The sequence below is a fragment of the Agrobacterium sp. BT-220-3 genome, assembly GCF_025910175.1.
Classification (GTDB): Bacteria; Pseudomonadota; Alphaproteobacteria; order Rhizobiales; family Rhizobiaceae; genus Agrobacterium; species Agrobacterium oryzihabitans.
In genome coordinates, this window is sequence record NZ_JAPAIX010000004.1 from 206,889 (window position 1) to 220,286 (window position 13,398).

At 58.7% G+C, this 13,398-nt stretch carries 13 protein-coding genes; 4 read left to right on the forward strand and 9 right to left on the reverse strand.

The genetic code is table 11. The features are described from left to right. Positions 1–20: 20 nt before the first annotated feature. From OK142_RS14155 to rplS, 4 genes are all read right to left on the reverse strand, one after another. Positions 21–983, reverse strand: coding sequence for a rhizobiocin (locus OK142_RS14155; protein ID WP_313610327.1), 963 nt, complete (start codon positions 981–983; stop codon positions 21–23). A 191-nt stretch (positions 984–1,174) separates the two neighbouring features. Further along, a complete protein-coding gene (locus OK142_RS14160) occupies positions 1,175–2,488 on the reverse strand; it encodes an HlyD family type I secretion periplasmic adaptor subunit (protein WP_216330363.1) in 1,314 nt (437 codons plus the stop codon). After that, positions 2,481–4,217: a type I secretion system permease/ATPase gene (locus tag OK142_RS14165; RefSeq protein ID WP_498683418.1), complete on the reverse strand. Its 1,737-nt coding sequence runs from the start codon at positions 4,215–4,217 to the stop codon at positions 2,481–2,483. Before OK142_RS14165 ends, OK142_RS14160 begins: the two co-directional genes overlap by 8 nt. Before the next feature lie 234 nt (positions 4,218–4,451). Then, positions 4,452–4,991, reverse strand: a complete 540-nt coding sequence (rplS, locus tag OK142_RS14170; RefSeq protein ID WP_003492508.1) for a 50S ribosomal protein L19 — start codon at positions 4,989–4,991, stop codon at positions 4,452–4,454. Positions 4,992–5,258: 267 nt separating this feature from the next. Here rplS and OK142_RS14175 point away from each other — a divergent pair, with 267 nt between their 5' ends. Then, complete coding sequence (locus OK142_RS14175) at positions 5,259–6,005, forward strand: sulfite exporter TauE/SafE family protein (RefSeq protein ID WP_498683420.1); 747 nt, start codon at positions 5,259–5,261, stop codon at positions 6,003–6,005. Here the strand turns inward: OK142_RS14175 and trmD are convergent. The 5 genes from trmD to ffh all read right to left on the reverse strand — a co-directional run bounded on the left by trmD (position 5,987) and on the right by ffh (position 9,685). After that, the gene (gene trmD, locus OK142_RS14180; RefSeq protein WP_498683422.1) at positions 5,987–6,685 is read right to left on the reverse strand and encodes a tRNA (guanosine(37)-N1)-methyltransferase TrmD; all 699 of its coding nucleotides are present in this window, start codon (positions 6,683–6,685) and stop codon (positions 5,987–5,989) included. The genes OK142_RS14175 and trmD overlap by 19 nt on opposite strands. Positions 6,686–6,689: 4 nt before the next feature. Continuing rightward, on the reverse strand, positions 6,690–7,256 hold the full coding sequence (gene rimM / locus OK142_RS14185) for a ribosome maturation factor RimM (RefSeq protein ID WP_003492500.1): 567 nt from the start codon (positions 7,254–7,256) through the stop codon (positions 6,690–6,692). Between the two features lie 120 nt (positions 7,257–7,376). Further along, positions 7,377–7,754, reverse strand: coding sequence for a 30S ribosomal protein S16 (rpsP, locus tag OK142_RS14190; RefSeq protein ID WP_003492498.1), 378 nt, complete (start codon positions 7,752–7,754; stop codon positions 7,377–7,379). 33 nt (positions 7,755–7,787) lie between these two features. Next, the gene (locus tag OK142_RS14195; protein WP_498683423.1) at positions 7,788–8,105 is read right to left on the reverse strand and encodes a chorismate mutase; all 318 of its coding nucleotides are present in this window, start codon (positions 8,103–8,105) and stop codon (positions 7,788–7,790) included. 11 nt (positions 8,106–8,116) lie between these two features. Continuing rightward, positions 8,117–9,685, reverse strand: coding sequence for a signal recognition particle protein (gene ffh, locus OK142_RS14200; protein ID WP_003492495.1), 1,569 nt, complete (start codon positions 9,683–9,685; stop codon positions 8,117–8,119). 282 nt (positions 9,686–9,967) lie between these two features. Between ffh and OK142_RS14205 the strand changes: the two genes are divergently transcribed. The 3 genes from OK142_RS14205 to mtaB all read left to right on the forward strand — a co-directional run bounded on the left by OK142_RS14205 (position 9,968) and on the right by mtaB (position 13,378). Then, the gene (locus OK142_RS14205) at positions 9,968–11,083 is read left to right on the forward strand and encodes an MBL fold metallo-hydrolase (RefSeq protein WP_498683424.1); all 1,116 of its coding nucleotides are present in this window, start codon (positions 9,968–9,970) and stop codon (positions 11,081–11,083) included. 121 nt (positions 11,084–11,204) lie between these two features. Beyond that, the gene (dapF, locus tag OK142_RS14210) at positions 11,205–12,107 is read left to right on the forward strand and encodes a diaminopimelate epimerase (RefSeq protein ID WP_216330359.1); all 903 of its coding nucleotides are present in this window, start codon (positions 11,205–11,207) and stop codon (positions 12,105–12,107) included. Then, positions 12,104–13,378 (forward strand): tRNA (N(6)-L-threonylcarbamoyladenosine(37)-C(2))-methylthiotransferase MtaB, encoded by a 1,275-nt coding sequence (gene mtaB / locus OK142_RS14215; protein ID WP_498683426.1) that lies wholly within the window; start codon positions 12,104–12,106, stop codon positions 13,376–13,378. Before dapF ends, mtaB begins: the two co-directional genes overlap by 4 nt. Positions 13,379–13,398 lie beyond the last annotated feature (20 nt).

A 13,398-nucleotide genomic window follows, 5' to 3' on the forward strand; every position in this document is an offset into this window, starting at 1 on the left:
AGAAATTCTCTTGTAGAGAATTATGCAGTGAACCAGTCGCTGCCCGTCAGGTGAACACCCTCAAGAACGATTTTCTCGCCCTTGTGCGCGCCATCAACGTTGTAGCTTACAATGGTGTCTGCCTCATAGGTCGACACTGTCCAGTTGCTGATTGTCGTGCCGACCAGCTTCAGCTTGTCCATCGACGCATTGAAGCCGGTGATGGTGTCGGTAACAATGCTCTTGGCCATGTCGCCCAGATTGAAGACGAAGGTATCGGCGCCAGCGCTTGCAATGATGTGGTCGATACCCGTGCCGCCCGTTACCAGCGAAGAAGCAAGCTTTACGCCGCTGAGATCGATCGTATCGTTACCGGCGCCAGCGTTGATTGTGACGGAGGTGAAGCTGCCGTCGGTGACGCCAGCGCCACCGTTCACAACATTAGTGCCGGCAGCAATACCGCCCGTGCCCGCAGCAGAGGCGCTGTTGAACGCCGTGCCAGCCTTGACGGTGATGGTGTCGTTGCCTGCACCGGTGTCGATGTTGAAGGCATTTACCCAACCACTGTCATTCGAAACGACGGAGACGGTGACCGTGTCGTTGCCAGCGCCTGTGGTGATATTGCCGCGTTTGGCGTTCAGAACTTCGACATTGGAAGAACCTGTGCCGCCAAGGTAAACGTCAACGTGAACGAAATCTTTGAACGAAAGATTTTCAGAGGTCTCGGACTTGGCGAGAACGTTTTTCACCGAGTTCCATGCCGACGTTACGTCAAAGGTGAAGCCGTTCGAAGCGGCGTTGTATCCAACATCGACATTTCCGCCTGCACCACTGCCGGGAACCGAGACGGCCGCGACGTTGACTACGCCGGAATCGAGCGAGGAGCCGTTCTTGGTCTGCGTCGTGGATTCCGTGAGGAGCTTATAAGCTTCCTGATCGACCAGATTGGTGAGCGATGAAACCGTGGAGGCACCGCCATTACCGAAAGTTACTGTTAATGCCATGTTACTCTCCCATAAATTTTTGAGAATGAAATGATGTGAAATTTACTTTTGGATAAATATGCCTGTGATATCTAATCCATAAAAATTGACAGTACAATATATATTAAATTGTTTTTTTAGAAAAATTGATTTTTGATTCGATAGCGTCCTTTCGTGAAAATTTTACTATGAAACGGAATTTCTAAAGTAGTTTATTCCTGTATGAACGTTTCTCTCAGTCTATCCTGGAATGGTTTTACAAAATAAGAAAGAACGCTTCTTTCGCTTGTCTGTATGAATACTTCTGCGGGCATGCCGGGATATAGTTTTCCGCCGGGAAGATGTTCCATTCCAGCTTTGCTTGGTTTGATGCGCAGCGAATAATAGGATGTTCCAGTTCGGGAATCCGTTTGCAGATCGGGAGCAACGACGGCGACCTCCGCGCTGACATCCGGCGTAGTACTTTGATTGAATGCCGTGAACCGAATGGTCACCGGCTGTCCCACGTAAATCTGGTCGATGTCTCGCGGAACTATGTTGGCCTCGATTGCAAGCTCTTCCTTTTCCGGCACCACGAGCATCAGCACTTCACCCGGCTGGATGACACCGTTTATGTTGTGCACCGAGAGCTGATAGATGCGTCCTGCAATGGGCGAGCGAATATCGAGGCGATCCAGCTGGTCGCGTGTTGCCGCAAGCCGTTCTTCATATTCCGCCACCGTCGCTTCGATCGACGTCAGATCTTTGGTCACCTCGGACTTGCGGTCTTCGTCAAGCTGCAGCAACTGCAGGTCCAGTTCGCTCAGTTTGCCCACCGTCTGGGCCCTGGCCGCCATGTACTGGCCCTGCTGGCCTTCGAGATTGGAAAGCTGGCGCTTCAGGAGATTAAGGCGCTGAAGCGTCACGAGCCCCTTGCTGTAGAGCTCCTGCGTCTTGGAAACATCTTCCTTGACGATGACAAGCTCGTTGTCGGTCGCTCCCACCTGAACACCGAGGCCCCGGGCCTCATCGGCAAGCTGGTCCTTACGCGTCGCCAACTGCTTTTTCATGCCGCTCAGCGCGTTGCGGCGGCTGCTGAAAAGGCTCTGTTCGCTATCGATAAACGTCTTTGCAGCCTTGGAATTCGTCAGGGCCTCCAGATCTTCTGGAACGGAAAAGGAAGATGCCTCGGCAAGCTCAGCCCCCAGACGCGCCCGGCGCGAATAGAGTTGTGCCAGCGTGTTCTCGACAATGGACAGGTTGGCCTGGACGATCGTATCGCTCAGGCGCAGCAAAACCTGGCCGGCGTCGACCCTGTCACCTTCGGCAACATCGATTTCGCTGACGATACCGCCGGAGAGATGCTGGATCTTCTTGGAATTGCCTTCCACAACAACCCGACCGGTGGCGACGACCGCGCCGGCAAGTTTTGCCAGAGCCGCCCAGCCTCCCAATCCAACCAGAAGACCGATAGCCAGAACGATCACCGCAGCCGAGTGTTTGGCGATAGACGCATGCGTCAAACCGGCTTTCTTTGTCTCAGCCATTTTCGCTCACCCGGTTTTCGATCTTGCGTGTTTCTTCCTCTGCTGCCGGTACCTGATGGATGTTCTGCCGCAGGATCTGCGCAAGCACCTCTTCCTTGGTGCCGAAGCGGAACATCCGGCCATTGCTCATTACCATCACGAGATTGATGCTTTCGATGGCGCTGGGGCGATGGGCAATGACGACGACGATGCCGCCCCGCGCCCGGATGTCCGCGATGGCATTGCGCAGGGCTGCCTCGCCTTCGCTGTCCAGATTGGAGTTCGGTTCGTCGAGAAGCACGAAGAAGGGCTCGCCGAAAAGTGCGCGTGCAAGGCCGATGCGCTGTTTCTGCCCGCCTGACAATGCCTCTCCGCGGTCGCCAATATAGGTATCGTAACCATTGGGCAGGTTGAGGATGAGCTCGTGCACCTGTGCGGCCTTGGCGGCGGATACAATGGATTCCGCCGTCGCATCACGATCGAAGCGGGCGATGTTCTGCGCCACAGTCCCCGGCATCAGTTCCACCTGCTGGGGCATATAACCGATGGATTTGCCGAGAACTTCGAAATCCCACTGGTTCAATGCCGCCCCGTCGAAGCGCACGGAGCCGCGCTCATAAGGCCAGATCCCGGTTATGAGACGCGCCAGCGTGGATTTGCCGGAGGCACTGGGGCCAATGATCCCAAGACCATCGCCCGCATTCAATGTGAACGAAATATCGGCAACGGTGTCCCGCGCGCCATTGGGTGGGCCACCGGTTACGCGATCAACGGCCACGGTAAATTGCGGACGCGGCAGGGAAAGCGGCGGAGCGGGTTCCGGCACCAGTTCAAGAAATTCGTTGACGCGCTTCCAGCCCTGCCGCGCGGTCATGAAGCCGCGCCAGTTCGCAATCGCATGTTCAACAGGGCCAAGCGCCTTTGCCGAAAGGATCGAGCCTGCGATGATGCTGCCCGCTGAGGCATTCCCGTCGATAACCAGCACGGCGCCGATGGCCATGACGCCGGACTGCAGCAGCAGGCGGAATGTTCTGGAAATTGCACCGAGCATGCCTGCCGTATCTGACGTCGACAGGGTGACGGCGCGGTACTGGTTATGCAGACCGTCCCACATCGATGTCACCGCCCCCATCATGCCCATGGTTTTGATGGATTCGATGTTGCGCTGGGTGCTGCCGACGAGGGCGTTTCTCTGCCCACGCACGGCGTAAGCCTGCTTGGTTGCCCTTTCCGTCAGCCAGTTGGTCAGAAGCGTCAGTATAACCAGGACGACCGCGCCGCCAAGCACGGCAAAACCGATCCAGGGATGCAGGGCAAAACAGATCAGCAGATAGATCGGCAGCCACGGAATATCGAAAAACGCGCCGGGGCCGGGGCCGGAAAGAAACTGACGCATCTGATCCAGATCGCCAACGATCTGCAGCCCGTCGACTTTAGCGGAGGCAACCAGCGGCGCACTGATCGATGCCCTGAAAAGCTTCTGATTGAGCGCGTCATCCATATTGTCCGAGATGCGTGCCAATATCCGGCCTCGCAAAACATCAAAGCCCATCAGAAACGCATAGAGGACCACAAGGAGAACGACCAGCGCCACAAGAGATGGAATACTCTTGCTTGGCAGAATGCGGTCGTAGACCTCCAGCATGAAGAGAGAGCCTGAAAGATGAAGTATATTCATCAATGCGCTGGCAAGGCCAACAGCAAAAAAAGCGCTCTTATTTTTTGTTAAAAAAGAATTAAAAAAAAGCATATCAACACCTAAAACTGCATGAAAATTGCACAATAAGTGAAATTAGGCAATGCTGTTCGAGTAAGACCTAAAGCAATATGCTTTTTGAACTCGGCCGGTCGATGTATTTTGAAGGGCGTGGACGCGAAAAAGGCCGGTCCCGCTGCGCCGCGTTTCGAATCTCCCTGATATTTTTGCGCAACAAAAAAGGCGGCCCGAAGACCGCCTTTTCGTCAATCCATCTAAATGGAAATCTTATTCCGCTGCAGTTTCCGCAGCCTTCGCTGCTTCTTCCGCTGCCTTGGCTTCTGCTGCTTCGGCTGCTGCCTTCTCGGCGGCGAGAGCCTGTGCTGCTGCTACCTTTTCAGCTTCCAGACGTGCCTTTTCTTCGGCAACGGCCTGACGCTCGGACTCGTTCAGCTTGCGGGCGCGGGTACCGGTGTTTTCAACGATACGGGCAGCCTTGCCGCGACGGTCGCGCAGGTAGTAGAGCTTCGCGCGGCGAACCTTACCGCGGCGAACGATCTCAACGCCTTCGACCAGCGGGGAGTAGATCGGGAATACGCGCTCGACGCCTTCGCCGTAGGAGATCTTGCGAACGGTGAAGCTTTCGGAAAGGCCACCGCCGGAACGGGCAATGCAAACGCCTTCGTAGGCCTGAACGCGGGTACGGTTACCTTCCGTCACGCGAACGTTGACGCGCAGCGTGTCGCCCGGAGAAAACTCAGGCAGGGTACGCTTTGCTTCGATCTTGGCAGCCTGTTCGGCTTCCAGCTGCTGAATGATGTTGGTCATGTTAACCTCTGATTTCTTCTGAAACAGCCAGAGCGCTCAACGTTCGTCCGTTGGTCAATGCCTTCGGACCATGCCTTGCGGCAGGAGCGGGTTCGCCATTCTTTGATTACGGTTAAAGGGGAAAACCCCAATTCCACGCGGGCATATACACGAGGCAGCGCCATTTGTCATCCCTTTCATGACAATATTTTATCAATTCTGCGTCGCGCTCGGGTGGTTGCGAAGGCGCATTCCTCCGGCTATGGCATGAATACCTTGGGAGGGGCCATGTCAGTTTTCATCGTTCTCATGCTGTTTGCGACCGGTTTCCTGTCGGGCGTCGTCAATGCGATTGCCGGTGGCGGCACCTTCCTGACCTTCGGAGCGATGACGCTTGCCGGCCTGCCGCCCATCGTCGCCAACGCCACGTCGGCGATCGTGCAGTTTCCGGGCTACATCACGTCGGTGATCGCCTACGGTCCGGAAATCCGTGCGCATTGGCGGGAGGCTATCCTCCTGTCTGTCGTTTCCGTTGTCGGCGGGCTGGCCGGATCGCTTCTGCTGCTGTCGCTCGACAATCCTTCCTTCCGCCAGCTGGTTCCGTGGCTGCTTCTGGCCGCGACCGTCGTTTTCGCTGCCGGCCCATGGCTGCGGCCCAAGGCCAGTGCGGAACGGTCACCTGGTAATCTGCCGAGCCTCGTCTTTCAGGGGCTCGCCTCCATCTATGGCGGTTTTTTCGGGGCGGGAATGGGCATCATGATGCTGGCCATCCTCGGAATGACCTCGGGCGGCAGCTACCATCATCTGAACGCGCTGAAGAACCTCCTGTCGGTGGTGATCGCCGTCATCGCGATTACGATCTTCGTCAGTGGCGGCGTCGTTTCCTGGTGGGCGGCTCTCATCATGTTCCCGGCGGCTGCACTTGGCGGATATGCGGGCGTGCACACGGCAAGGCGGGTGCCGCAATGGATCATCCGCTGGCTGGTGATCGCGGTCGGGCTGATATTGACGGCCTATTACTTCGTTTCGACCTGAGCTTTTTTGAGAAGATCTGGCCGTCTTTCCTTCGTCAGCGCCAGCGCCTGCTCGTGCCGCCACTTGTCGATGACGGCATGGTTGCCGGAGGTGAGAACGGCAGGAATGTCACGGCCTTCCCAGACCTGTGGCCGGGTATAATGCGGGTGCTCCAGAAGCCCGCCTTCGAAGCTTTCATGAACGCCGGACAGATCGTTGCCCATCACGCCCGGCAGAATGCGGACGACGGCGTCCAGAAGCGTCAACGCCGCAGGTTCACCGCCGGAGAGGATGTAGTCGCCGATCGACACTTCCTCCAGCCCGCGTGCCTCTATGACCCGCTGGTCGACACCTTCGAAGCGTCCGCACACGATGATCGCGCCGTCGCCCGCCGCCAGTTCGCGCACACGGTCCTGCGACAGTGGCTTGCCGCGCGGGCTCATCAGCAGGCGCGGTCGGGTATCGCCATTGGAAACATGGTCGATGGCGGCTGCCAGAATGTCGGGTTTCAGCACCATGCCGGCGCCACCGCCTGCCGGGGTGTCGTCGACGCTTCTGTGCCTGTCGGTGGCGAATTCGCGGATCTGCACGGCCTCAAGCGACCATTGCTCGCGCTCCAGCGCCTTGCCCGCCAGCGAATATCCCAGGTGCCCCGGAAACATTTCCGGGTAGAGCGTGAGAACGGTAGCCTTGAACGTCATGGTTTTATTTCTTGCCGAACGGCGATCCGCCGGTTTCGTCTTTGTCGTCCGGATTGTCGATCAGGCCGGCAGCCATGGGATCGATGAGAATACGGCCGCCTTCCAGATCGATTTCAAGCACGGCAGATTCGGAAAACGGAATGAGCGCGGGTCGGCGGCCAGCGCCTTTGAGTTCCAGCAGGTCACCCGCGCCGAAATCGTAAACGGCGCTGACGGCACCATAACTTTTGCCTTCGGCATCGACGGCTTCCAGCCCTTCGAGATCGGCATAATAAAACTCGTCGTCATCAAGTTCGTCGTCGGGAAGGTTGTCGCGGTCGATGAACAGTTCCAGACCGTTCAGGCTTTCCGCCGCATTGCGATCGTTGACGCCCCTGAAACGGACGACGACCACATTCTTGCCCTCGCGAACCTCCAGAATTTCGAAGATACGGCCATCGGCGGTGACCAGATTGCCATAATCGCCGAGCGCCATCGGATCGGCCGTATAGGTGCTGACACGGACTTCGCCGCGCAGACCCTGCGCGCCGCCGATCTTTGCCATGAGTACCGGGTTTTCCAGCTTTGCCATCGGGCCGTCCGTCTTCTGGTGTTGGTTGCGTCAGCTTTAAGGTTTGTTGACGCCAAAATAAACAAAAAACGGGCAGCATGGAAAACCACGCCACCCGTTCTTCAAAAGATTCCGCGCAGATTATTCTGCGGCAGAGGCTTCCGCAGCAGCAGCGGCTGCATCTTCAGCCTTCTGCTTCTTTTCTGCGACGCGTTCCAGGGCGCGCTTGCCCGGCAGTGCCTTTTCCGGGTTGCTGCGAGCGGCGCGCTCGGCAAGGCCGGCCTCTGCGAGGAAGCGCAGAACGCGGTCGGTCGGCTGTGCGCCCTTGGCGATCCATTCCTTGATAAGGTCAGCCTTCAGCTCAACGCGCTGCGGGTTGTCCTTGGCGAGCATCGGGTTCCAGGAACCGACCTTCTCGAGGAAGCGGCCGTCGCGGGGCGAACGGGCGTCAGCAACGACGATCTGGTAATACGGGCGCTTCTTGGAACCACCGCGTGCGAGACGAATTTTAAGTGCCATTTTATTTACTCCTTAGGATGGCTTGTCCGCCGTTCAGGCGGTCTTTTCGGTGCCGCCATGTTCGGCGGCGATTGCTTCATGATGCCGGATGACTTCCTTGATGATGAAGTTCAAGAACTTCTCGGCGAAATCCGGGTCCAGATTGGCATCCTTCGCCAGACGGCGGAGGCGTTCGATCTGGTATTCCTCGCGCGCCGGGTCGGCCGGCGGCAAATTGTACTTTGCCTTCAGCACGCCCACCGCCTTGGTACAGCGGAAACGTTCGGCAAGAATGTGAATCAGTGCGGCATCGATATTGTCGATCGACTGGCGGTATTCGGAAAGCTGGGCTTTCACCTCTGCATTGTTCACTGGTGTCCCCCTCACTTCTTTTTCGGAAAGCCGGGCAGGCCCGGCATGCCGCCAAGACCGGGCAGCTTGGCACCACCCAGACCCGGCAATCCGCCCGGCAGACCACCAAGACCGGGCATTGCGCCCGGCTTGCCGAGACCGGCGGCTTCCGCCTGTTTCTGAAGCGCTTCAAGCTGCTTCGGATCGATATTCGACAGATCAGGCATGCCGCCGCCAAGGCCACCGAGGCCCATCTTGCCGGCAAGGCCGCCCATCATCTGCTTCATGATGCCGCCTTTGCCCTTGCCGCCCATGGCCTTCATCATGTCGGCCATGCCGCGATGCATCTTCAGAAGCTTGTTGATTTCAGCGGCATCCGTGCCGGAACCGGCGGCGATGCGCTTCTTGCGGCTGTGCTTCAGAATATCGGGATTGGCGCGTTCCGCCTTGGTCATGGAGGAGATGATGGCGATCTGGCGGTCGAACATCTTGTCGTTCATGCCGGCCGAAGCCATCTTGTCCTTCATGCCGGCCATGCCGGGCATCAGCCCCATGATGCCGCCCATGCCGCCCATCTTCTTCATCTGGCCAAGCTGGTCGGCCAGATCGTTGAGGTCGAACTTGCCCTTGGCCATTTTCTCGGCCATGGAGCGGGCTTTTTCCGCATCGATGTTTTCGGCGGCCTTCTCGACCAGCGAGACGATGTCGCCCATGCCGAGAATACGGTCGGCGATACGGCGCGGATGGAACTCGTCGAGTTCGTTCATGCGCTCGCCGATACCGATCAGCTTGATCGGCTTGCCGGTGACGGCGCGCATGGAAAGGGCCGCACCGCCGCGTCCATCGCCATCCATACGGGTGAGTACGAGGCCGGTGATGCCGACGCGCTCATCGAAATTACGCGCCAGATTGACGGCGTCCTGACCGGTCAGCGAATCCGCGACCAGCAGGATTTCATGCGGGTTGGACTTCTTCTTGATGTCGGCCATTTCCAGCATCAAGGGTTCGTCGATATGGGTGCGGCCGGCGGTGTCGAGAATGACGACGTCATGGCCGCCGAGTTTTGCTGCCTGTACGGCGCGCGCGGCGATATCGGTCGGTGACTGGCCGGCGATGATCGGCAGCGTGTCCACACCAGTCTGCACGCCGAGCTGGCGAAGCTGTTCCTGTGCGGCCGGACGACGCGTGTCGAGAGATGCCATCAGCACCTTCTTCTTCTCGCGGTCCGTCAGGCGCTTGGCGATCTTGCCTGTCGTGGTTGTTTTACCAGAACCCTGCAGACCGACCATCATGATGACGACCGGGGCGGCCGCATGCAGGTCGATCGAGACGCCTTCGGTGCCGAGCATCTCGACAAGCTCGTCATGAACGATCTTGACGACCATCTGGCCAGGCTTGATGGACTTCAGGACGGCGGCACCAACAGCCTTTTCACGCACCCTGTCGGTGAAGGAACGCACGACTTCCAGCGCAACGTCCGCTTCCAGAAGCGCACGGCGAACCTCGCGCAGGGCGGCGGCAACATCGGCTTCCGTCAGCGCGCCACGGCCGGTCAGTCCATTCAGAATGGAACCAAGGCGGTCCTGGAGGTTTTCAAACATCGTTTCTTCCTTCTTCGTTCCGGGGTCTCCGAAACGTCGGTGCTTTCGCTGGCAAAAACAAGACGCAAAGCCAAAAAGCACCCGAGGGCGCATCGCGCTGTCGGGTGTTGACCTCCGGGATCTCTTTATACCTTTGCGGGTCCCGGTCGGCGGCTTGGAGTCGTGAAACTGCCAGCTGATTGGCGGGGATAAACAGGAAAGTGCGGGAAAAGTCAAGGCGGTGCCGGTTTTCAGCCGCGCGGCCACGCATTTCATCTTTGCGTGATCGGCTGCAAGCCGCGAATGGCGCCGCTTGAACGGCACCATTCCGCTCCCTATACCTTTAGCATGAACCGTCGAAACTTCTTTCGTTTTTCAACTCTTGGATTGCTCGCTGTGGCGGGCGGTGCGCTGTTTGCCCGCCGTTCGAACGCCAGCGCCTATTATAGCGGCCCGATCTCCGATCATTTCGACGGGGTGCGCTTCTTCAACCCCGGCGGTTCGCCGCCCGGCAATTTCATGGGCCTGCTCAAATGGCGCTTCAACGGCGAGCGCGCCACATGGCCGGAAGATTATCCGAGCCCCTTTCCTTTCGCGAAGCCAGAACCGCGGATCGACGGAAAAGATATCCGCGTCACCTTCGTCGGTCACGCCTCCTTTCTCATCCAGACGGCGGGGCTGAATATCCTCATCGATCCGGTATGGTCGCAGCGTACCAGCCCGTTCAGTTTTGTCGGTCCCAAACGCGTCAATGCGCCCGGTATCCGTTTCGAGGATTTGCCGCCCATCGATCTGGTGCTGGTGACGCATAATCACTACGACCATCTGGATATGCAAACGCTGAAGCGGCTGCATGTGGCGCACAAACCGCTTTTCGTCACGCCGCTCGGCAATGACGCAATCATCCGCACGGGCGTCGAGGCGGCGCGTATCAAGGTGGGGGACTGGGGCGATGTCGTGGAGACCGGTTCGGTCAAAATTCATTTCGAACCTTCCCACCATTGGTCCGCGCGGGGTCTCAACGACCGGCGCATGGCGCTCTGGGCGGCCTTCGTCATCGAAACGCCTGGCGGCAAGATCTACCATATCGGCGATACGGGTTTTCACGAGGGCCTCAATTATCACGCCGCGCGCAAGAAGCACGGCGGTTTCCGTCTCGCCAACCTGCCTTTCGGCGCCTATGAGCCGCGCTGGTTCATGAAAGGCCAGCACCAGAACCCGGCGGAAGCCGTGGAAGGCATGAGGATTTGCGGTGCTGCACATGTCTGCGGCCACCATTGGGGCACGGTGCAGCTTACCGATGAAGCGGTGGATGCACCGCTTGCGGCGCTCAAGACAGCACTTGTCGGGCAGGAGGTAGAGGAGAGCCGTTTCCGGCCGATGCGCCCCGGCGAGGTTTTCGACGTGCCTGCCGCCTGAGCGGCTCACCGGTTTGCGCCGCAACAGTCTGGTAATTTGCCGTCCTTTCCGCCATATAGGGCGAAAGCGCGAGGCAAAGCCCGTGTATAATCCGGTTTTCAGATAATTCAGGTTCAAGGCGATGGCGGATACGGTCGAATTTGCGAAGATGAACGGGCTTGGCAACAAGATCCTCGTTGTCGACATGCGCGGCCGCAAGGACATGGTGACGCCCGCCGCAGCCATCGCGCTCAACGCCGATCCCACCACCCAGTTCGACCAGATCATGGCAATCCATGATCCCCGTATCGGCGGCACCGATGCCTTTATCGATATTCTCAATTGCGACGGCACGAAGGCGCAGGCCTGCGGCAACGGCACGCGCTGCGTGGTGCAGGCGCTTTCCTCGGAAACCGGCAAGACCAGCTTTACCTTCCAGACGGTGGCGGGCATCCTCAACGCCGTTGAGCATGAGGACGGCATGATTTCCGTCGACATGGGCCTGCCGCGTTTCCGCTGGAGCGATATTCCGCTTTCGGAAGAGTTCCATGATACGAGCCGCATCGAATTGCAGATCGGGCCGATCGATGCGCCGATCCTGCATTCACCGGCCGTCATGTCGATGGGCAACCCGCATGCGATTTTCTGGGTGGATCGCGACCCGATGAGTTTTGATCTGGAACGGTTCGGACCGCTTCTCGAAAACCACCCGATGTTCCCGGAAAAGGCCAATATCACGCTGGCGCAGGTGATTTCCGACAGCGCGCTTCGCACGCGCACCTGGGAGCGCGGCGCGGGGCTGACACTTGCCTGCGGTTCCGCCGCCTGCGCTGCCGCCGTTTCCGCCGCGCGCACCGGTCGCACAGCTAAGAAGGTCACCATCGATGTCGCCTCCAGCCCCGTACGTGTGCCGCTGACCATCGACTGGCGCGAGGACAACCACGTCATCATGACCGGCCCGGCCGAATGGGAATGGTCCGGCGTTGTCGATCCCGTCACGGGCGTCTGGTCGCGGGATGTCGCGGCCGAACAGGGGGCCATATGAGCGGCGTCGAGGTCATAACCTTCGGCTGCCGTCTCAACACCTATGAATCGGAAGTGATGCGGGCGGAGGCCGAAAAGGCCGGGCTCAACAATGCCGTGCTGGTCAATACCTGTGCGGTGACGGGTGAGGCGGTGCGACAGGCCCGCCAGGCCATTCGCCGAGCAAGGCGCGATAATCCGCATGCGCGTATCATCGTTACCGGCTGTGCCGCCCAGACGGAAAAACAGACATTTGCCGAAATGCCCGAGGTGGATGTGGTGCTGGGCAATGAGGAAAAGCTGAAAAGCGCCTCCTATCGCGCGCTGCCGGATTTCGGCGTTTCGGCGGAAGAAAAGCTGCGCGTCAACGACATCATGAGCATCAAGGCGACCGCGCCGCAGATGGTCAAGCACATAGACGGGCATGTGCGCGCCTTCATTCAGGTGCAGAATGGCTGTGACCATCGCTGCACCTTCTGCATCATTCCCTATGGGCGCGGCAATTCCCGCTCCGTGCCGATGGGGGCCGTGGTGGATCAGGCGCGCAGGCTGACGGAAAGTGGCTATTGCGAGATTGTGCTGACGGGGGTGGATGCCACCAGCTACGGCGCCGATCTGCCGGGCGAACCGTCTCTTGGATATCTTGCCAAGACATTGCTGAAGCAGGTGCCGGAAATCTCGAGACTTCGGCTTTCCTCCATCGACAGCATCGAGGCGGACAGCCATCTGATGGATCTGATTGCCGGTGAGCCGCGTTTCATGCCGCATCTGCACCTGTCCCTCCAGCATGGCGACGACATGATCCTGAAACGCATGAAACGCCGTCATTCCAGGGCTGATGCCATTCGCTTCTGTCACGAGGTGCGGTCGCTCCGTCCGGATATCGCCTTCGGTGCTGATATGATCGCCGGTTTTCCGACCGAGACGGAAGAGATGTTCGACAACGCTGCGACGCTTGCGGAAGAATGCGGCATTTCCAGCCTGCATGTGTTTCCCTATAGCCCGCGCGCCGGCACGCCTGCTGCACGCATGCCGCAGCTTGACCGCGCCTTGGTCAAGGAGCGGGCGGCGAGGCTTCGCGAACGCGGCGAGACGCTGAGGCTCGCGCATCTGCAAAACATGGTCGGCTCGGTGCAGACGATCCTCGTTGAAAACAACGGTTTTGCGCATACCGACAATTTCACGCTGGTGGAGGCACCGCATCTTGCCCCGCGCACTCTTGCGCAGGTTGCGATTACCGGCCACAACGGCAAACATCTGAACATGAAGCTTCTGGCGGCTGACGCGGCCTGAAGCGGCACGAGATAAAGACA